This window comes from Pseudomonas sp. EA_105y_Pfl2_R69 (assembly GCF_963970915.1).
In the GTDB taxonomy this organism is placed as follows: Bacteria; Pseudomonadota; Gammaproteobacteria; order Pseudomonadales; family Pseudomonadaceae; genus Aquipseudomonas.
The window spans coordinates 207764-220476 of the sequence record NZ_CAXAOO010000005.1 but is presented as its reverse complement, the minus strand read 5'-3'; the positions used below and the strand labels follow the sequence as shown (position 1 = coordinate 220476).

Here is a 12713-nt window from a genome sequence, read left to right as displayed (position 1 = left end):
GGGCCTTGTCATAGGGAGGCGGAAGGCGTCGGTTGCACTCGATAGCGCCCCCGCCGGCAGAGCAGGCCGAACAGCAGCGCACCGGCACTGCCGCAGGCCATCAGCCCCAGGGTGCCGAACAGACTGCGGTCGGCGGCGATCAGCGTCGGCATCGGTGCCAGTGCATTGGCCAGCGCCAGTGCCGTCCAGATCGCCGCGGCACCGGCCAGGACGAAGATCACCCAGCGCAGGGACGGCAGGCGACGCGCGCTCCACAGCGCCAGCGGCAGGGCGCAGGCGAAGCCGAAGGTGGCCAGCAGGACGAAGGTCGGCCCGAAACCGAACAGATCCAGGCAGGTGCTAGCCAGGCGCACGTCCAGCGGCATGGGCGCGCCGAGGGCCTGCAGGGCGGCAAGGTTGCTCTGGGTCTGGAAGATCGAAGCGAGCAAGGTAGTCAGCAACACGGCAAGAACGAAGGCGAGCAACAGACGTGGCTTGCTGGACATGGGTGGAGGTTTCCCGGGACGACAGTACAGGGAGTATGGCGCAGCCCGTCGGCCGCCATGGCCCTGGGTGTTTTACAGGGTTTTACCTGGCTCCCCTGCGCCCTGCTTGCAGGGGGCTGCAGCGGTTCGCGGCCACGACCGGCGGCAGCTGCACCGACGGGGTTTGACCGCGGACCGGCCACCACGACAGACGAATTATTGACGTCAAACATGCGACGAACGGCTGTCATCCATTTTGAACTTCTGCCGCTATACAGATGCCGCGAAGGCAGTCCCGCCTCCCGACAAGGGCAACCCCTGCCCCCCTTCAAGTTCGCGCGTGCCACCCGCTGAAACGCCAAGCAAGGCCTTACCGACTCCTGGATGAGATGTGCCCCGACTGAAGTCCCTGCCTTTCAGGAGCATCGAGCATGATCGACCTCGCCATGTGGAATCTGAGCGTTCCGGTCGGCGTTCCCGCCACCACCATCGAAACCCCGGTGCTGGCCGGCGGTTACCAGGATCACTATTTCCAGTCCAAGAACGGCGCGATCTTCTTCTGGGCCCCGGTCAACGGCAGCACCACCGAGAACGCTAAGTACCCCCGTAGCGAGCTGCGCGAAACTTACCCCGACGGCAGCCTGCACAACTGGACCTACCCCAGCGCAGACCACTTCCTGCGCGCCGCGCTGAGCGTCAGCCAGGTGCCCTCCACCGGCAAACTGGTGATTGGCCAGATCCATGCCTACAAGAGCGCCATGCCGCTGCTCAAGCTGGAGTACCAGTACAAGGCTTACGCCGTCAGCGGCAATATCGTCGCCAAGGTACGCCTCGCGCCCGAAGCACCGATCCAGGTCATCACCCTGGCCAGCGGCATCGCGCTGGACCAGCGCTTTACCTACGTCCTGCACCTGACGCCGAAGGGGAGCCTGACGATCAACCTCAACGAGACCAAGTGGAGCACCCGCCTCGACTCGGCCTGGGCGAGTAAACCGCTGTATTTCAAGGCGGGGGTCTACCCCCAGGACAACAGCGGCTATGAAACCGAAGCCGGCGCGGCGCGCTTCGACAAACTGGGCATCGAGCATCGGCCCTTGCTCAGCACCGCGCCCTGAGGTGCGCACCTTGCGCATAAAAAACGCCGCGCCCCCTGGAGGAGACGCGGCGTTCTTTTCAGCCAACGGCATGATCCGGCGCTGCGCACCCGTCAGGCGCGCAGCGCCGGCGCGGGTATCAGTTGACCTTGGCGGCCAGCTCACCCTTGGCGTAGCGCTGGAACATGGCTTCCAGGTTCATCGGTTTGATCTTCGAGGCGTTGCCGGCGGTGCCGAAGGCTTCGTAGCGGGCGATGCAGATGTCGCGCATGGCGGTGACGGTGGCCCCGAAGAACTTGCGCGGGTCGAACTCGCTCGGGTTGCTCGCCATCAGGCGACGCATGGCACCGGTGGAGGCCAGGCGCAGGTCGGTGTCGATATTGACCTTGCGCACGCCGTACTTGATGCCTTCAACGATTTCCTCGACCGGCACGCCGTAGGTTTCCTTGATGTCGCCACCGTACTGGTTGATGATCGCCAGCCACTCCTGCGGCACCGAAGAAGAACCGTGCATCACCAGGTGGGTATTGGGGATACGTGCGTGGATCGCCTTGATGCGGTCGATGGCGAGGATGTCGCCGGTAGGTGGCTTGGTGAACTTGTACGCGCCGTGGCTGGTGCCAATGGCAATCGCCAGGGCATCGACCTGAGTCTGCTTAACGAAATCAGCAGCTTCTTCCGGGTCGGTGAGCATCTGGCTGTGATCGAGCACGCCTTCCGCGCCGACGCCGTCTTCTTCGCCGGCCATACCGGTTTCCAGGCTGCCCAGGCAACCCAGCTCACCTTCCACCGAAACACCGCAGGCGTGGGCGAAGGCCACAGTCTGCTGGGTGACGCGCACGTTGTAGTCGTAATCGGCCGGGGTCTTGCCGTCTTCTTTCAGCGAGCCGTCCATCATCACCGAGCTGAAGCCCAGCTGGATCGAGCGCTGGCACACGTCGGGGCTGGTGCCGTGGTCCTGGTGCATGCACACCGGGATATGCGGGAATTCTTCGATGGCAGCCAGGATCAGGTGGCGCAGGAAGGGCGCACCGGCGTATTTACGGGCACCGGCGGACGCCTGGACGATCACCGGGGAATCGGTCTTGTCGGCCGCTTCCATGATCGCGCGCATCTGCTCGAGGTTGTTGACGTTGAAGGCCGGCACGCCGTAGCCAAATTCGGCGGCGTGGTCGAGCATCTGGCGCATGCTGATAAGTGCCATGGTGTTCTTTCTCCCGGTGGGGCTCGTTAATCGTGCAAGCCTGCCGCAGGGGCAAGCGCTATTCAAGTCATTCAGACCGGGGGTGACCCCGGCCTGCATTCAATTAGTCGCTAGGGTGCCTTGCAGCCCCGGTCGATCAGGTCATCCTTGGCCGTCCAATAGACCAGCCCCTCTTCACCCTTGGTGTGAAAGGACAATAGGCCGTCGCTGTACAGCGCACCCGAGCCAGATGGTTCCTGGATCAGGCGATAGGCGATATCGCCGCCGCCCAGGCGCACATCGACAGATTCGCGGCTGCCATCGGCGAAGCGCCACAACACTTCGGTCTGGTTGTCGCAGACCCAGCGTGTCCAGTTGTCCGACGGCGCTGGCTGGCTGGCACATGCGCCCAGCAGGCTGAGCAACGCCAGTAGAGTGGTCCTTTTCAGCATTGCGGTTGCTCCCTGATCAGGCTGCTCACGCCTTGGCGCGCTGCTCCAATACTTCAACTGCTGGCAAGACCTTGCCCTCGACGAACTCGAGGAAGGCACCGCCACCGGTGGAGATATAGGAAATCTTGTCGCCCACGCCGTATTTGTCGATGGCCGCCAGGGTGTCGCCACCGCCGGCAATGGAGAACGCCGGGCTTTCGGCGATGGCCTGGGCCAGCACCTGGGTACCGTTGCCGAACTGGTCGAACTCGAATACACCGACCGGGCCGTTCCAGAGGATGGTCTTCGACGACTTCAGCAGCTCGGCGAATTGCGCGGCGGTCTGTGGGCCGATGTCCAGGATCATGTCGTCCTCACTCACATCGGCCACCAGCTTGACGGTGGCTTCGGCGTCTTCGGCGAAGGCTTTGGCGACGACCACATCGACCGGCAACGGCACGCTGACCTTGGCCGCGATGGCCTTGGCGGTGTCGACCAGATCGGCTTCGTACAGCGACTTGCCGACCGGGAAACCGGCGGCAGCGAGGAAGGTGTTGGCGATACCGCCGCCGACGATCAGCTGGTCGCAGATCTGGCTCAGGCTATTGAGCACATCGAGCTTGGTCGACACCTTGGAGCCGGCAACGATAGCGGCCATCGGTTTGGCCGGGTTACCCAGGGCCTTGCCCAGGGCGTCCAGCTCGGCGGCCAGCAAGGGGCCTGCGCAGGCGACCTTGGCGAACTTGGCCACGCCGTGGGTCGAACCCTCGGCGCGGTGGGCGGTGCCGAAGGCGTCCATAACGAACACGTCGCACAGCGCGGCGTATTGCCGGGCCAGCTCGTCGGCGTTCTTTTTCTCACCCTTGTTGAAGCGCACGTTCTCGAACAATACGATCTCGCCGGCCTTGAGTTCGACGCCACCGAGGTAATCCGCAACCAGTGGCACGTCGCGACCCAGGGCCTTGCTCAGGTAGTCGGCCACCGGCTTGAGGCTGTTCTCTGCGCTGAATTCGCCTTCGCTCGGGCGACCCAGGTGCGAGCAGATCATCACCGCCGCGCCCTTTTCCAGCGCCAGCTTGATGGTCGGCAGGGAGGCGAGGATGCGCGCGTCGCTCTTCACCACGCCGTCTTTTACCGGCACGTTGAGGTCTTCGCGGATCAGCACGCGCTTACCGGCGAGGTCGAGGTCGGTCATCTTCAAAACGGTCATTAAATCAGTCCTTCACGGGGGCTGGTTGAATAGAAGTAGTGGATACGGCCAGAAAGTGTTCGGCGACATCGAGCATACGGTTGGCAAAGCCCCATTCGTTGTCGAACCAGGCCAGCAGGTTGACCAGCCGCGGCCCGGAGACCCGGGTCTGGCTGCCGTCGACAATCGCCGAATGCGGGTCGTGGTTGAAGTCGCAACTGGCGTGGGGCAGCTCGGTGTAGGCCAACAGGCCTTGCAACGGGCCGCTTTCGGCGGCCTGACGCAACACCGCGTTGATCTCGGCCGCCGAGGTGTCGCGGGCGGTCTGCAGGGTGATATCCAGGCAGGACACGTTGACCGTCGGCACCCGAATGGCTTTGGCCTGAATCCGCCCGCTTAGTTCCGGCAGCAGGCGTTCGATACCACGAGCCAGACCAGTGGACACCGGAATCACCGACTGGAAGGCCGAGCGCGTACGGCGCAGATCCTCATGGTGATAGGCGTCGATCACCGGCTGATCGTTCATCGCCGAGTGGATCGTGGTGATGGAGACGTACTCCAGGCCTACCGCCTCGTTGAGCAACTTGAGCAGCGGCACCCCGCAGTTGGTGGTGCAGGAGGCATTCGACACCAGCCGTTCGTTGCCGGTCAGGCACGCCTGATTGACCCCGAACACCACCGTGGCGTCGATATCCGCCTCGCTGGCCATCGGCTGCGACAGCAGCAGCCGCGGCGCACCAGCATCGATAAAACGCTGGGCATCGGCACGGCTGGTGTATTGCCCGGAGCACTCCAGCAGCAGATCAATATCCAGCGCCGCCCAGTCGATGGCTTCGGGCGTGGCCTGGCGCAGCACTTTAACGCAGTCGCCATTGATATGCAGGCAATCGCCGTCGACCTTCACCTCGCCGGGAAAACGTCCGTGGGTGGAGTCGAAACGGGTCAGGTATTCGATGCTGGCCTGGTCGGCCAGGTCGTTCAACGCGACGATTTCCAGGCGCGCTCCGTTACCGCGCTCATGCAGCGCACGCAGCACGCAGCGGCCAATACGGCCATAGCCGTTGAGGGCAATTCGGAAGGGACGATTGGACATGGCGATCTCGATGGGGAACCGGAGGATGGGTTAGCCGCAAGGCGGCATCACCCATCATTCGCCGGATCAGGCGTCCAACAGCTCGGCGGCGGTTTCCAGGATGTTCTCGACGGTAAAGCCGAAGTGCTCGAACAGCGCCGGGGCCGGGGCCGACTCGCCGAAGCTGGTCATGCCGATGACCCGACCTTCCAGGCCGACGTACTTGTACCAGAAGTCGGCATGGGCGGCCTCGATGGCAATCCGCGCGCTCACCTGCAGCGGCAATACCGCCTGCTTGTAGCCGGCGTCCTGCTGGTCGAACAGGCTGGTCGACGGCATCGACACCACGCGCACCTGGCGACCTTGCGCGCTCAGCTGCTCGTATGCGGCGACTGCCAGACCAACTTCCGAACCGGTGGCGATCAGAATCAGCTCCGGCTCGCCGGCGCAGTCCTTCAATACATAGCCGCCGCGGGCGACATCGGCCAACTGCTGGGCGGAGCGCATCTGGTGGGTCAGGTTCTGCCGGCTGAAGATCAGCGCGCTGGGGCCATCATTGCGCTCGATCGCGCACTTCCAAGCCACCGCCGACTCCACCGCGTCGCACGGACGCCAGGTATTCAGGTTCGGTGTGCAGCGCAGGCTGGCCAACTGCTCGATCGGCTGGTGGGTCGGGCCGTCTTCGCCGAGGCCGATGGAGTCGTGGGTGTAGACGAACAGCACGCGTTTCTTGATCAGCGCCGCCATGCGCACGGCGTTGCAGGCGTATTCCATAAACACCAGGAAGGTCGCGCCGTAGGGCACGAAACCACCATGCAGGGCCACGCCGTTCATAATCGCGCTCATGCCGAACTCGCGCACGCCGTAGAACATATAGTTGCCGGAGGCGTCTTCGGCCGACACGCCCTTGCAGCCCTTCCACAGGGTCAGGTTGGAGCCGGCCAGGTCCGCCGAGCCACCGAGGAACTCCGGCAGCAGCGGGCCGAAGGCGTTCAGCGCGTTCTGGCTAGCCTTGCGGCTGGCGATGGTTTCGCCCTTCTCGGCGACTTCCTGAATATAGGCGGCGGCCTTCTCGGCGAAATCGGCCGGCAGCTCGCCGGCGATGCGCCGCTTGAACTCGCTGGCCAGTTCCGGATAAGCGGCGGCGTAGGCAGCGAAACGCTGATCCCACTCGGCTTCGGCAGCGGCACCAGCGGCCTTGGCGTCCCACTCGGCGTAGATATCGGCCGGGATTTCGAAGGGACCGTGGTTCCAGCCCAGGGTGGCACGGGTCAGGGCGATTTCGTCATTGCCCAGCGGCGCGCCGTGGCAGTCTTCCTTGCCCTGCTTGTTCGGCGAGCCGAAGCCGATGGTGGTCTTGCAGCAGATCAGGGTCGGCTGGTCGCTGGTCTTGCGCGCGGTGTCGATGGCGATCTTGAGTTCTTCGGCGTCGTGGCCGTCGACATTGCGGATCACCTGCCAGCCGTAGGCCTCGAAGCGCTTCGGCGTGTCGTCGGTGAACCAGCCCTCGACTTCGCCGTCGATGGAGATGCCGTTGTCGTCGTAGAACGCCACCAGCTTGCCCAGGCCCAAAGTGCCGGCCAGGGAGCTGACTTCATGGCTGATGCCTTCCATCATGCAGCCGTCGCCGAGGAAGGCGTAGGTGAAGTGGTCGACGATATTGTGGCCGTCACGGTTGAACTGCGCACCCAGCACCTTCTCGGCCAGGGCGAAGCCCACGGCGTTGGCCAGGCCCTGGCCGAGCGGGCCGGTGGTGGTCTCTACGCCCGGGGTGTAGCCGTATTCCGGGTGACCCGGGGTGCGGCTGTGCAGCTGGCGGAATTGCTTGAGGTCTTCGATACCCAGGTCGTAACCGGTCAGGTGCAGCAGCGAGTAGATCAGCATCGAACCGTGGCCGTTGGACATGACGAAGCGGTCGCGGTCGGCGAAGCTGGGGTTGCTCGGGTTGTGCTTGAGGTAGTCGCGCCACAGCACTTCGGCGATATCCGCCATGCCCATCGGGGCACCGGGGTGGCCGCTGTTGGCTTTCTGCACGGCATCCATGCTTAGGGCACGAATGGCATTGGCTCGCTCACGACGGCTGGGCATCACTGAATCTCCTACGGGCTGCTTGGGCAACTGGGGGTCGAAAAAGGCGGCCATTTTCGCCCAGCGAGGCCCACCGGGGCAATGACAGATAGTCGCAGAGCCAAGGTTTTCTGGCCTTTGGCCCAGCAATACCAATATCAAAACTTTTTGATATTGGTATTGCTGGATGAAAAATGACCGACTAGACTGCCCAGCCTATGAATATGCGCGCCCCCCTTCCGGCCTTCGAACCCGTCGACGCCCTCGCTGCCCTGTGCAAGGCCGGTGGCGATCCGTTGCGCCTGAATGTGCTGCGTGCCCTGAGCAACGACTCCTTCGGCGTGCTGGAACTGGCGCAGATCTTTGCCATCGGCCAGTCCGGCATCAGTCATCACCTCAAGGTGCTGGCCCAGGCCGGCCTGGTGGCCACGCGCCGCGAAGGCAATGCGATTTTCTACCGGCGCGCCCTGACCCATAACGAACAGCTCGGCGGCAGCCTGCACGCGGCCCTGCTCGAGGAAGTGGACCGCCTGCCCCTGCCCGCCGAGGTGCGCGGCCGGATTGCCGAGGTACACAGCCAGCGCGCCGCCGCCAGCCAGGACTTCTTCGCCCGCAGCGCGGCCAGTTTCCAGGCCCAGCAGGACCTGATCGCCGGCCTGCCGCAATACCGCGACAGCCTGCTCAGCCTGCTCGACTCGCTGAACTTTGCAGCAACCGCCACGGCCCTGGAAATCGGTCCCGGCGACGGCGGTTTTCTACCCGAGCTGGCCAGCCGCTTCAGCCGCGTCACCGCCCTGGACAACAGCCCGGCGATGCTCGAGCTGACCCGTATGCGCTGCGAACAGGACAGCCTGAGCAATGTCGAGCTGCACCTGGCCGACGCCCTGAGCGACGACTACCCGGCCGCCGACTGCCTGGTACTGAATATGGTCCTGCACCATTTCGCCGCCCCGGCCGAGGCGCTGAAGCAGCTGGCCAGGCGGGTCAAACCGGGCGGCAGCCTGCTGATCACCGATTTATGCAGCCACAACCAGAGCTGGGCCAAGCAGGCCTGCGGCGATCTGTGGCTGGGCTTCGAACAGGACGACCTGGCCCGCTGGGCCACGGCCTCCGGTCTCACGCCGAGCGAGAGCCTGTATGTCGGCCTGCGCAACGGCTTCCAGATTCAGGTACGGCACTTTGCCAAGCCCCATGAAAACAGCGGCCTGCGGGCCACCGTCAGCGCCACACAATAGGAAAACCGATCGATGAGCGAATACTCCCTCTTTACCTCCGAGTCCGTCTCCGAAGGCCATCCGGACAAGATTGCCGACCAGATCTCCGATGCGGTGCTGGACGCCATCATCGCCCAGGACAAGCACGCCCGCGTGGCCTGCGAAACCCTGGTAAAAACCGGTGTGGCCATCGTCGCCGGTGAAGTCACCACCAGCGCCTGGGTCGACCTGGAAGACCTGGTGCGTAAGGTTATCTGCGATATCGGCTACACCAGCTCCGATGTCGGCTTCGACGGCAACACCTGCGGCATCATCAACATCATCGGCAAGCAGTCCCCGGACATCAACCAGGGCGTCGACCGCGCCAAGCCGGAAGACCAGGGCGCAGGCGACCAGGGCCTGATGTTCGGCTACGCCAGCAACGAGACCGACGTGCTGATGCCCGCACCGATCTGTTTCAGCCACCGCCTGGTCGAGCGCCAGGCCGAGGCGCGCAAGTCCGGCCTGCTGCCGTGGCTGCGCCCGGATGCCAAGAGCCAGGTCACCTGCCGCTACGAGAACGGCCAGGTGGTCGGCATCGACGCCGTGGTGCTGTCCACCCAGCACAACCCGGAAGTGAAATACGCCGACCTGCGCGAAGGCGTGATGGAGCTGATCGTCAAGCACGTGCTGCCAGCCGAGCTGCTGCACAAGGACACCCAGTTCCATATCAACCCGACCGGCCAGTTCATCATCGGCGGCCCGGTGGGCGACTGCGGCCTGACCGGGCGCAAGATCATCGTCGACAGCTACGGCGGCATGGCGCGCCACGGCGGCGGCGCGTTCTCCGGCAAGGACCCGTCCAAGGTCGACCGTTCGGCGGCCTACGCCGGTCGTTACGTGGCCAAGAACATCGTCGCGGCCGGTTTGGCCGAACGCTGCGAAATCCAGGTGTCCTACGCCATCGGCGTGGCCCAGCCGACCTCGATCTCGATCAACACCTTCGGCACCCACAAGATCGCCGAAGACAAGATCATCACGCTGGTGCGCGAGGTGTTCGACCTGCGCCCCTATGCCATCACCAAGATGCTCGACCTGCTGCACCCGATGTACCAGGAAACCGCGGCCTACGGCCATTTCGGCCGCACCCCGGAGCAGAAGACGGTCGGCGACGACAGCTTCACCACCTTCACCTGGGAAAAGACCGACAAGGTCGCCGACCTGCGCGCCGCCGCCGGCCTGTAACCTGCAACGCGCTAGCAAAGCCCCGCCTTGTGCGGGGCTTTTTATTGCACGCAATTACGCCTGCCACCTCAAAAGCCGCTAGGCTCAACTGGCCATCTGCCGAGCAAGGACGCTCATGATGAAAGCATTGATCGCCGGACTGCTGTTCAGCAGCAGCGCATGGGCCGCCTGCCCCGACTGGCCAGCGCAACGCGCTGCCGACGAGCTCGACGCCCTCGCCCGGCAGCTCGCAGCCTGGGACGACGCCTACCATCGCCAGGGCCAGGCCCTGATCGCCGACGAGCTCTATGACCAGGCCAGCGCCAACCTGCAGCACTGGCGCGACTGCTTCCCCGGTTCAGGCCCGGGCGCTCACGACCCACTCGCCACCAGCAGCGGCCGCCATCCCCACCCGACCGCTCATACCGGCCTGCGCAAACTGGCCGATAGCGCCGCGGCGGCGGCCTGGATCGGCAGCCGCGAGGACCTGTGGATTCAGCCCAAGGTCGACGGCGTTGCCGTCAGCCTGGTCTATCGCCACGGCCAGCTGCAGCAACTGATCAGCCGCGGTGATGGCCGCAGCGGCCAGGACTGGAGCGTCCACGCCCGCCACCTGCCGGCGATTCCTGCGCACTTGCCCAAGCCGCTCAATCTGGTGCTGCAAGGCGAGTTGTACTGGCGTCTGGCGGCGCATATCCAGCGCCAGTCCGGCGGCCTCGGCGCGCGCAGCAAGGTCGCCGGGCTGATGAACAGACAGACGCTGACTGCCGAGGAAGCCGCCGGCATCGGCCTGTTTGTCTGGGACTGGCCCGATGGCCCGGCACTGATACCCCAGCGCCTGCAGCAGTTGGCCGAGCTTGGCTTTGCCGACAGCCGGCAGTTCAGCCAGCCGATCCGCAACCTCGAACAAGCCGCCCACTGGCGCGAACGCTGGTACAGCAGCGCCCTGCCCTTCGCCACCGATGGCGTGGTGCTGCGTCAGGGCCAACGCCCGGCGGCCGCGCGCTGGCAAGCCGAACCGCCGCACTGGGCCGTGGCCTGGAAATACCCGGTCAGCCAGGCCTTGGCCGTGGTCCAGGCGGTGAATTTTCGCATCGGCCGCAGCGGGCGCATCACCCCGGTGCTGCGGCTACAACCGGTCAGGCTGGATGACCGACGCATCGAATATGTCAGCGCCGGCTCGCTGCAGCGCTGGCAGACCCTGGATATCCGCCCCGGCGATCAGGTGGCGATCCGCCTCTCCGGCCTGACCATCCCCACGCTGGACAGCGTGCTCTGGCGCACCCGGCAACGCGCCGAGCTGAACGTACCCGATGCCACGGCTTATCACGCCTTGAGCTGCTGGCGCGCCACCCCGGCCTGCGCCAGCCAGTTCCGCGCGCGCCTGGCCTGGCTCAGCGGCAAGCAGGGCCTGGCCTTGCCGGGCGTCGGCCCCGGCACCTGGGACAAACTGCTGCGCGCGCAGCGGCTCGACGGCCTGCTCGACTGGCTGCACCTCTCCAGCGAACAACTCAAGAGCATTCCAGGCCTGGGCCCGCGCAGCTCGGCCGCCCTGCAACAGAGTTTCCGCCTGGCCCGCGAACGCCCCATGCAGGACTGGCTGCGCGCCCTCGGCCTGCCCGGCCATGTACTGCCGGACGCCGACTGGGACAGCCTGGCACAGCGCAGCCTGGCCGACTGGCAACGCCAACCCGGCATCGGCCCACGGCGGGCGACGCAATTGCGGGCCTTCTTTCAACATCCGGAAGTGCAGGCCCTACGCGCTCAACTGCGCGCCGCGCAGATAGCGGGGTTCTGAGCAGCTGTCAGAAGGCGCGAAACTCTTCGTGACAGGCCTTGCAGCTGTCCTCGACCCGCTGCATTGGCGCAGCCAGCGTTTCGGGGGTCAAGGGGTGCGCGGCGGTGGCGGCAACCAGCGCCGCGGTGCTGGCTTCCATCGCCCGGGCCAGCTCCTGAAACCGCGCCTGGCGCTGCCAGACTTCATCCCTGGCGCGGCTTTCATCGCCCTCTTCGCGCACCTGGGGGAAGTGCTGCCAGGGCGTACGGGTCAGTTGATCGAGCTCGACAGCCCCTTCGACAAAGGCCTGCTCCTTGAAGGCAATCCGCCCGCGCAGCATGCCACCGAGGTCTTCGCTGACCTTGAGCATCTGCTTGAAGATGGTCTGGCGCTGGCCTTGCGGCGAATTGGGGTCGACGCCGCCGCAGCCACTTACGGCTAGCGCCAGCACAACGAGGGACAGGGTTTTAAACTTCATAACACCTTCAGAGCCAACAACCGGATGGATAACGGGCGACAGTATCGCCACCCGCTACCCAGCGGCCAAGCGTGGTGTTTTGCCGCAGATAACAAAACCTGTGCGGACTCTGGCACGCAGGCGTTATGCGGAGACCACAAACAGGCTGACGATCAGCGCCATACCGGCGAACCACAGCAGCGAACGGATCGGCCCCCAATCGGCCAGGTAGCAGAGGAAATACAGCACCCGACTGACCACGAAGGCCATCGCCAATTGATCCAGCAGCCCCTGCTCGGCCCCACCGGCCAGGTGGGCGATGATCACCGCCGCGGCGAACGCCGGGGTGACCTCGAAACCGTTGAGCTGGGCATTGTTGGCACGCTTGCGCCAGCCTTCCAGGCCGGAGAGGAAGGCGCGCGGGTCGCTGTTGGCGCGCGGCCCGTAGCCGGCACCGAGGAACTTGGCGCTGGCGGTGGCCAGATAGGGCAGGACGATGGCGATCAGCACGCACCAGTAGGCGAGGGTCATGGAAGCTCCGCAGTTGGGTAATGGAGTGCGC

General features: G+C 65.0%; 12 protein-coding genes. 4 read left to right on the top strand and 8 right to left on the bottom strand.

Features of this window, described 5'->3' with window-relative positions; translation table 11 throughout:
• Positions 1 to 8: 8 nt before the first annotated feature.
• Positions 9 to 485 (bottom strand): hypothetical protein, encoded by a 477-nt coding sequence (locus tag AACY13_RS15890; protein WP_339462549.1) that lies wholly within the window; start codon positions 483 to 485, stop codon positions 9 to 11.
• Positions 486 to 895: 410 nt separating this feature from the next.
• Between AACY13_RS15890 and AACY13_RS15885 the strand changes: the two genes are divergently transcribed.
• Positions 896 to 1579, top strand: coding sequence for a polysaccharide lyase family 7 protein (locus AACY13_RS15885; RefSeq protein WP_339462548.1), 684 nt, complete (start codon positions 896 to 898; stop codon positions 1577 to 1579).
• Between the two features lie 118 nt (positions 1580 to 1697).
• Here AACY13_RS15885 and fba read toward each other — a convergent pair whose 3' ends face one another.
• The 5 genes from fba to tkt form a co-directional block, all read right to left on the bottom strand.
• Entirely contained in the window at positions 1698 to 2762 is a 1065-nt protein-coding gene (gene fba / locus AACY13_RS15880) for a class II fructose-bisphosphate aldolase (protein WP_339462547.1), read from the bottom strand.
• A gap of 110 nt (positions 2763 to 2872) precedes the next feature.
• On the bottom strand, positions 2873 to 3193 hold the full coding sequence (locus AACY13_RS15875; RefSeq protein WP_339462546.1) for an MliC family protein: 321 nt from the start codon (positions 3191 to 3193) through the stop codon (positions 2873 to 2875).
• Positions 3194 to 3218: 25 nt separating this feature from the next.
• Positions 3219 to 4382, bottom strand: a complete 1164-nt coding sequence (locus AACY13_RS15870; RefSeq protein ID WP_339462545.1) for a phosphoglycerate kinase — start codon at positions 4380 to 4382, stop codon at positions 3219 to 3221.
• 4 nt (positions 4383 to 4386) lie between these two features.
• Positions 4387 to 5454 carry an erythrose-4-phosphate dehydrogenase gene (epd, locus tag AACY13_RS15865; RefSeq protein ID WP_339462544.1) on the bottom strand — a complete coding sequence of 356 codons (1068 nt, stop codon included), beginning with the start codon at positions 5452 to 5454 and terminating at the stop codon, positions 4387 to 4389.
• 66 nt (positions 5455 to 5520) lie between these two features.
• Positions 5521 to 7521 (bottom strand): transketolase, encoded by a 2001-nt coding sequence (gene tkt, locus AACY13_RS15860; RefSeq protein WP_339462543.1) that lies wholly within the window; start codon positions 7519 to 7521, stop codon positions 5521 to 5523.
• Positions 7522 to 7718: 197 nt separating this feature from the next.
• Here tkt and AACY13_RS15855 point away from each other — a divergent pair, with 197 nt between their 5' ends.
• The 3 genes from AACY13_RS15855 to ligB all read left to right on the top strand — a co-directional run bounded on the left by AACY13_RS15855 (position 7719) and on the right by ligB (position 11715).
• Positions 7719 to 8735, top strand: coding sequence for an ArsR/SmtB family transcription factor (locus tag AACY13_RS15855; RefSeq protein WP_339462542.1), 1017 nt, complete (start codon positions 7719 to 7721; stop codon positions 8733 to 8735).
• Positions 8736 to 8747: 12 nt separating this feature from the next.
• Positions 8748 to 9938 carry a methionine adenosyltransferase gene (metK, locus tag AACY13_RS15850; protein ID WP_339462541.1) on the top strand — a complete coding sequence of 397 codons (1191 nt, stop codon included), beginning with the start codon at positions 8748 to 8750 and terminating at the stop codon, positions 9936 to 9938.
• 118 nt (positions 9939 to 10056) lie between these two features.
• Complete coding sequence (gene ligB, locus AACY13_RS15845; RefSeq protein ID WP_339462540.1) at positions 10057 to 11715, top strand: NAD-dependent DNA ligase LigB; 1659 nt, start codon at positions 10057 to 10059, stop codon at positions 11713 to 11715.
• 7 nt (positions 11716 to 11722) lie between these two features.
• Here the strand turns inward: ligB and AACY13_RS15840 are convergent, their stop codons facing one another.
• Together AACY13_RS15840 and AACY13_RS15835 are read right to left on the bottom strand one after the other, a co-directional pair.
• Positions 11723 to 12172, bottom strand: a complete 450-nt coding sequence (locus AACY13_RS15840) for a c-type cytochrome (RefSeq protein ID WP_339462539.1) — start codon at positions 12170 to 12172, stop codon at positions 11723 to 11725.
• Between the two features lie 123 nt (positions 12173 to 12295).
• A complete protein-coding gene (locus tag AACY13_RS15835; RefSeq protein ID WP_339462538.1) occupies positions 12296 to 12682 on the bottom strand; it encodes an MAPEG family protein in 387 nt (128 codons plus the stop codon).
• Positions 12683 to 12713: the final 31 nt, after the last annotated feature.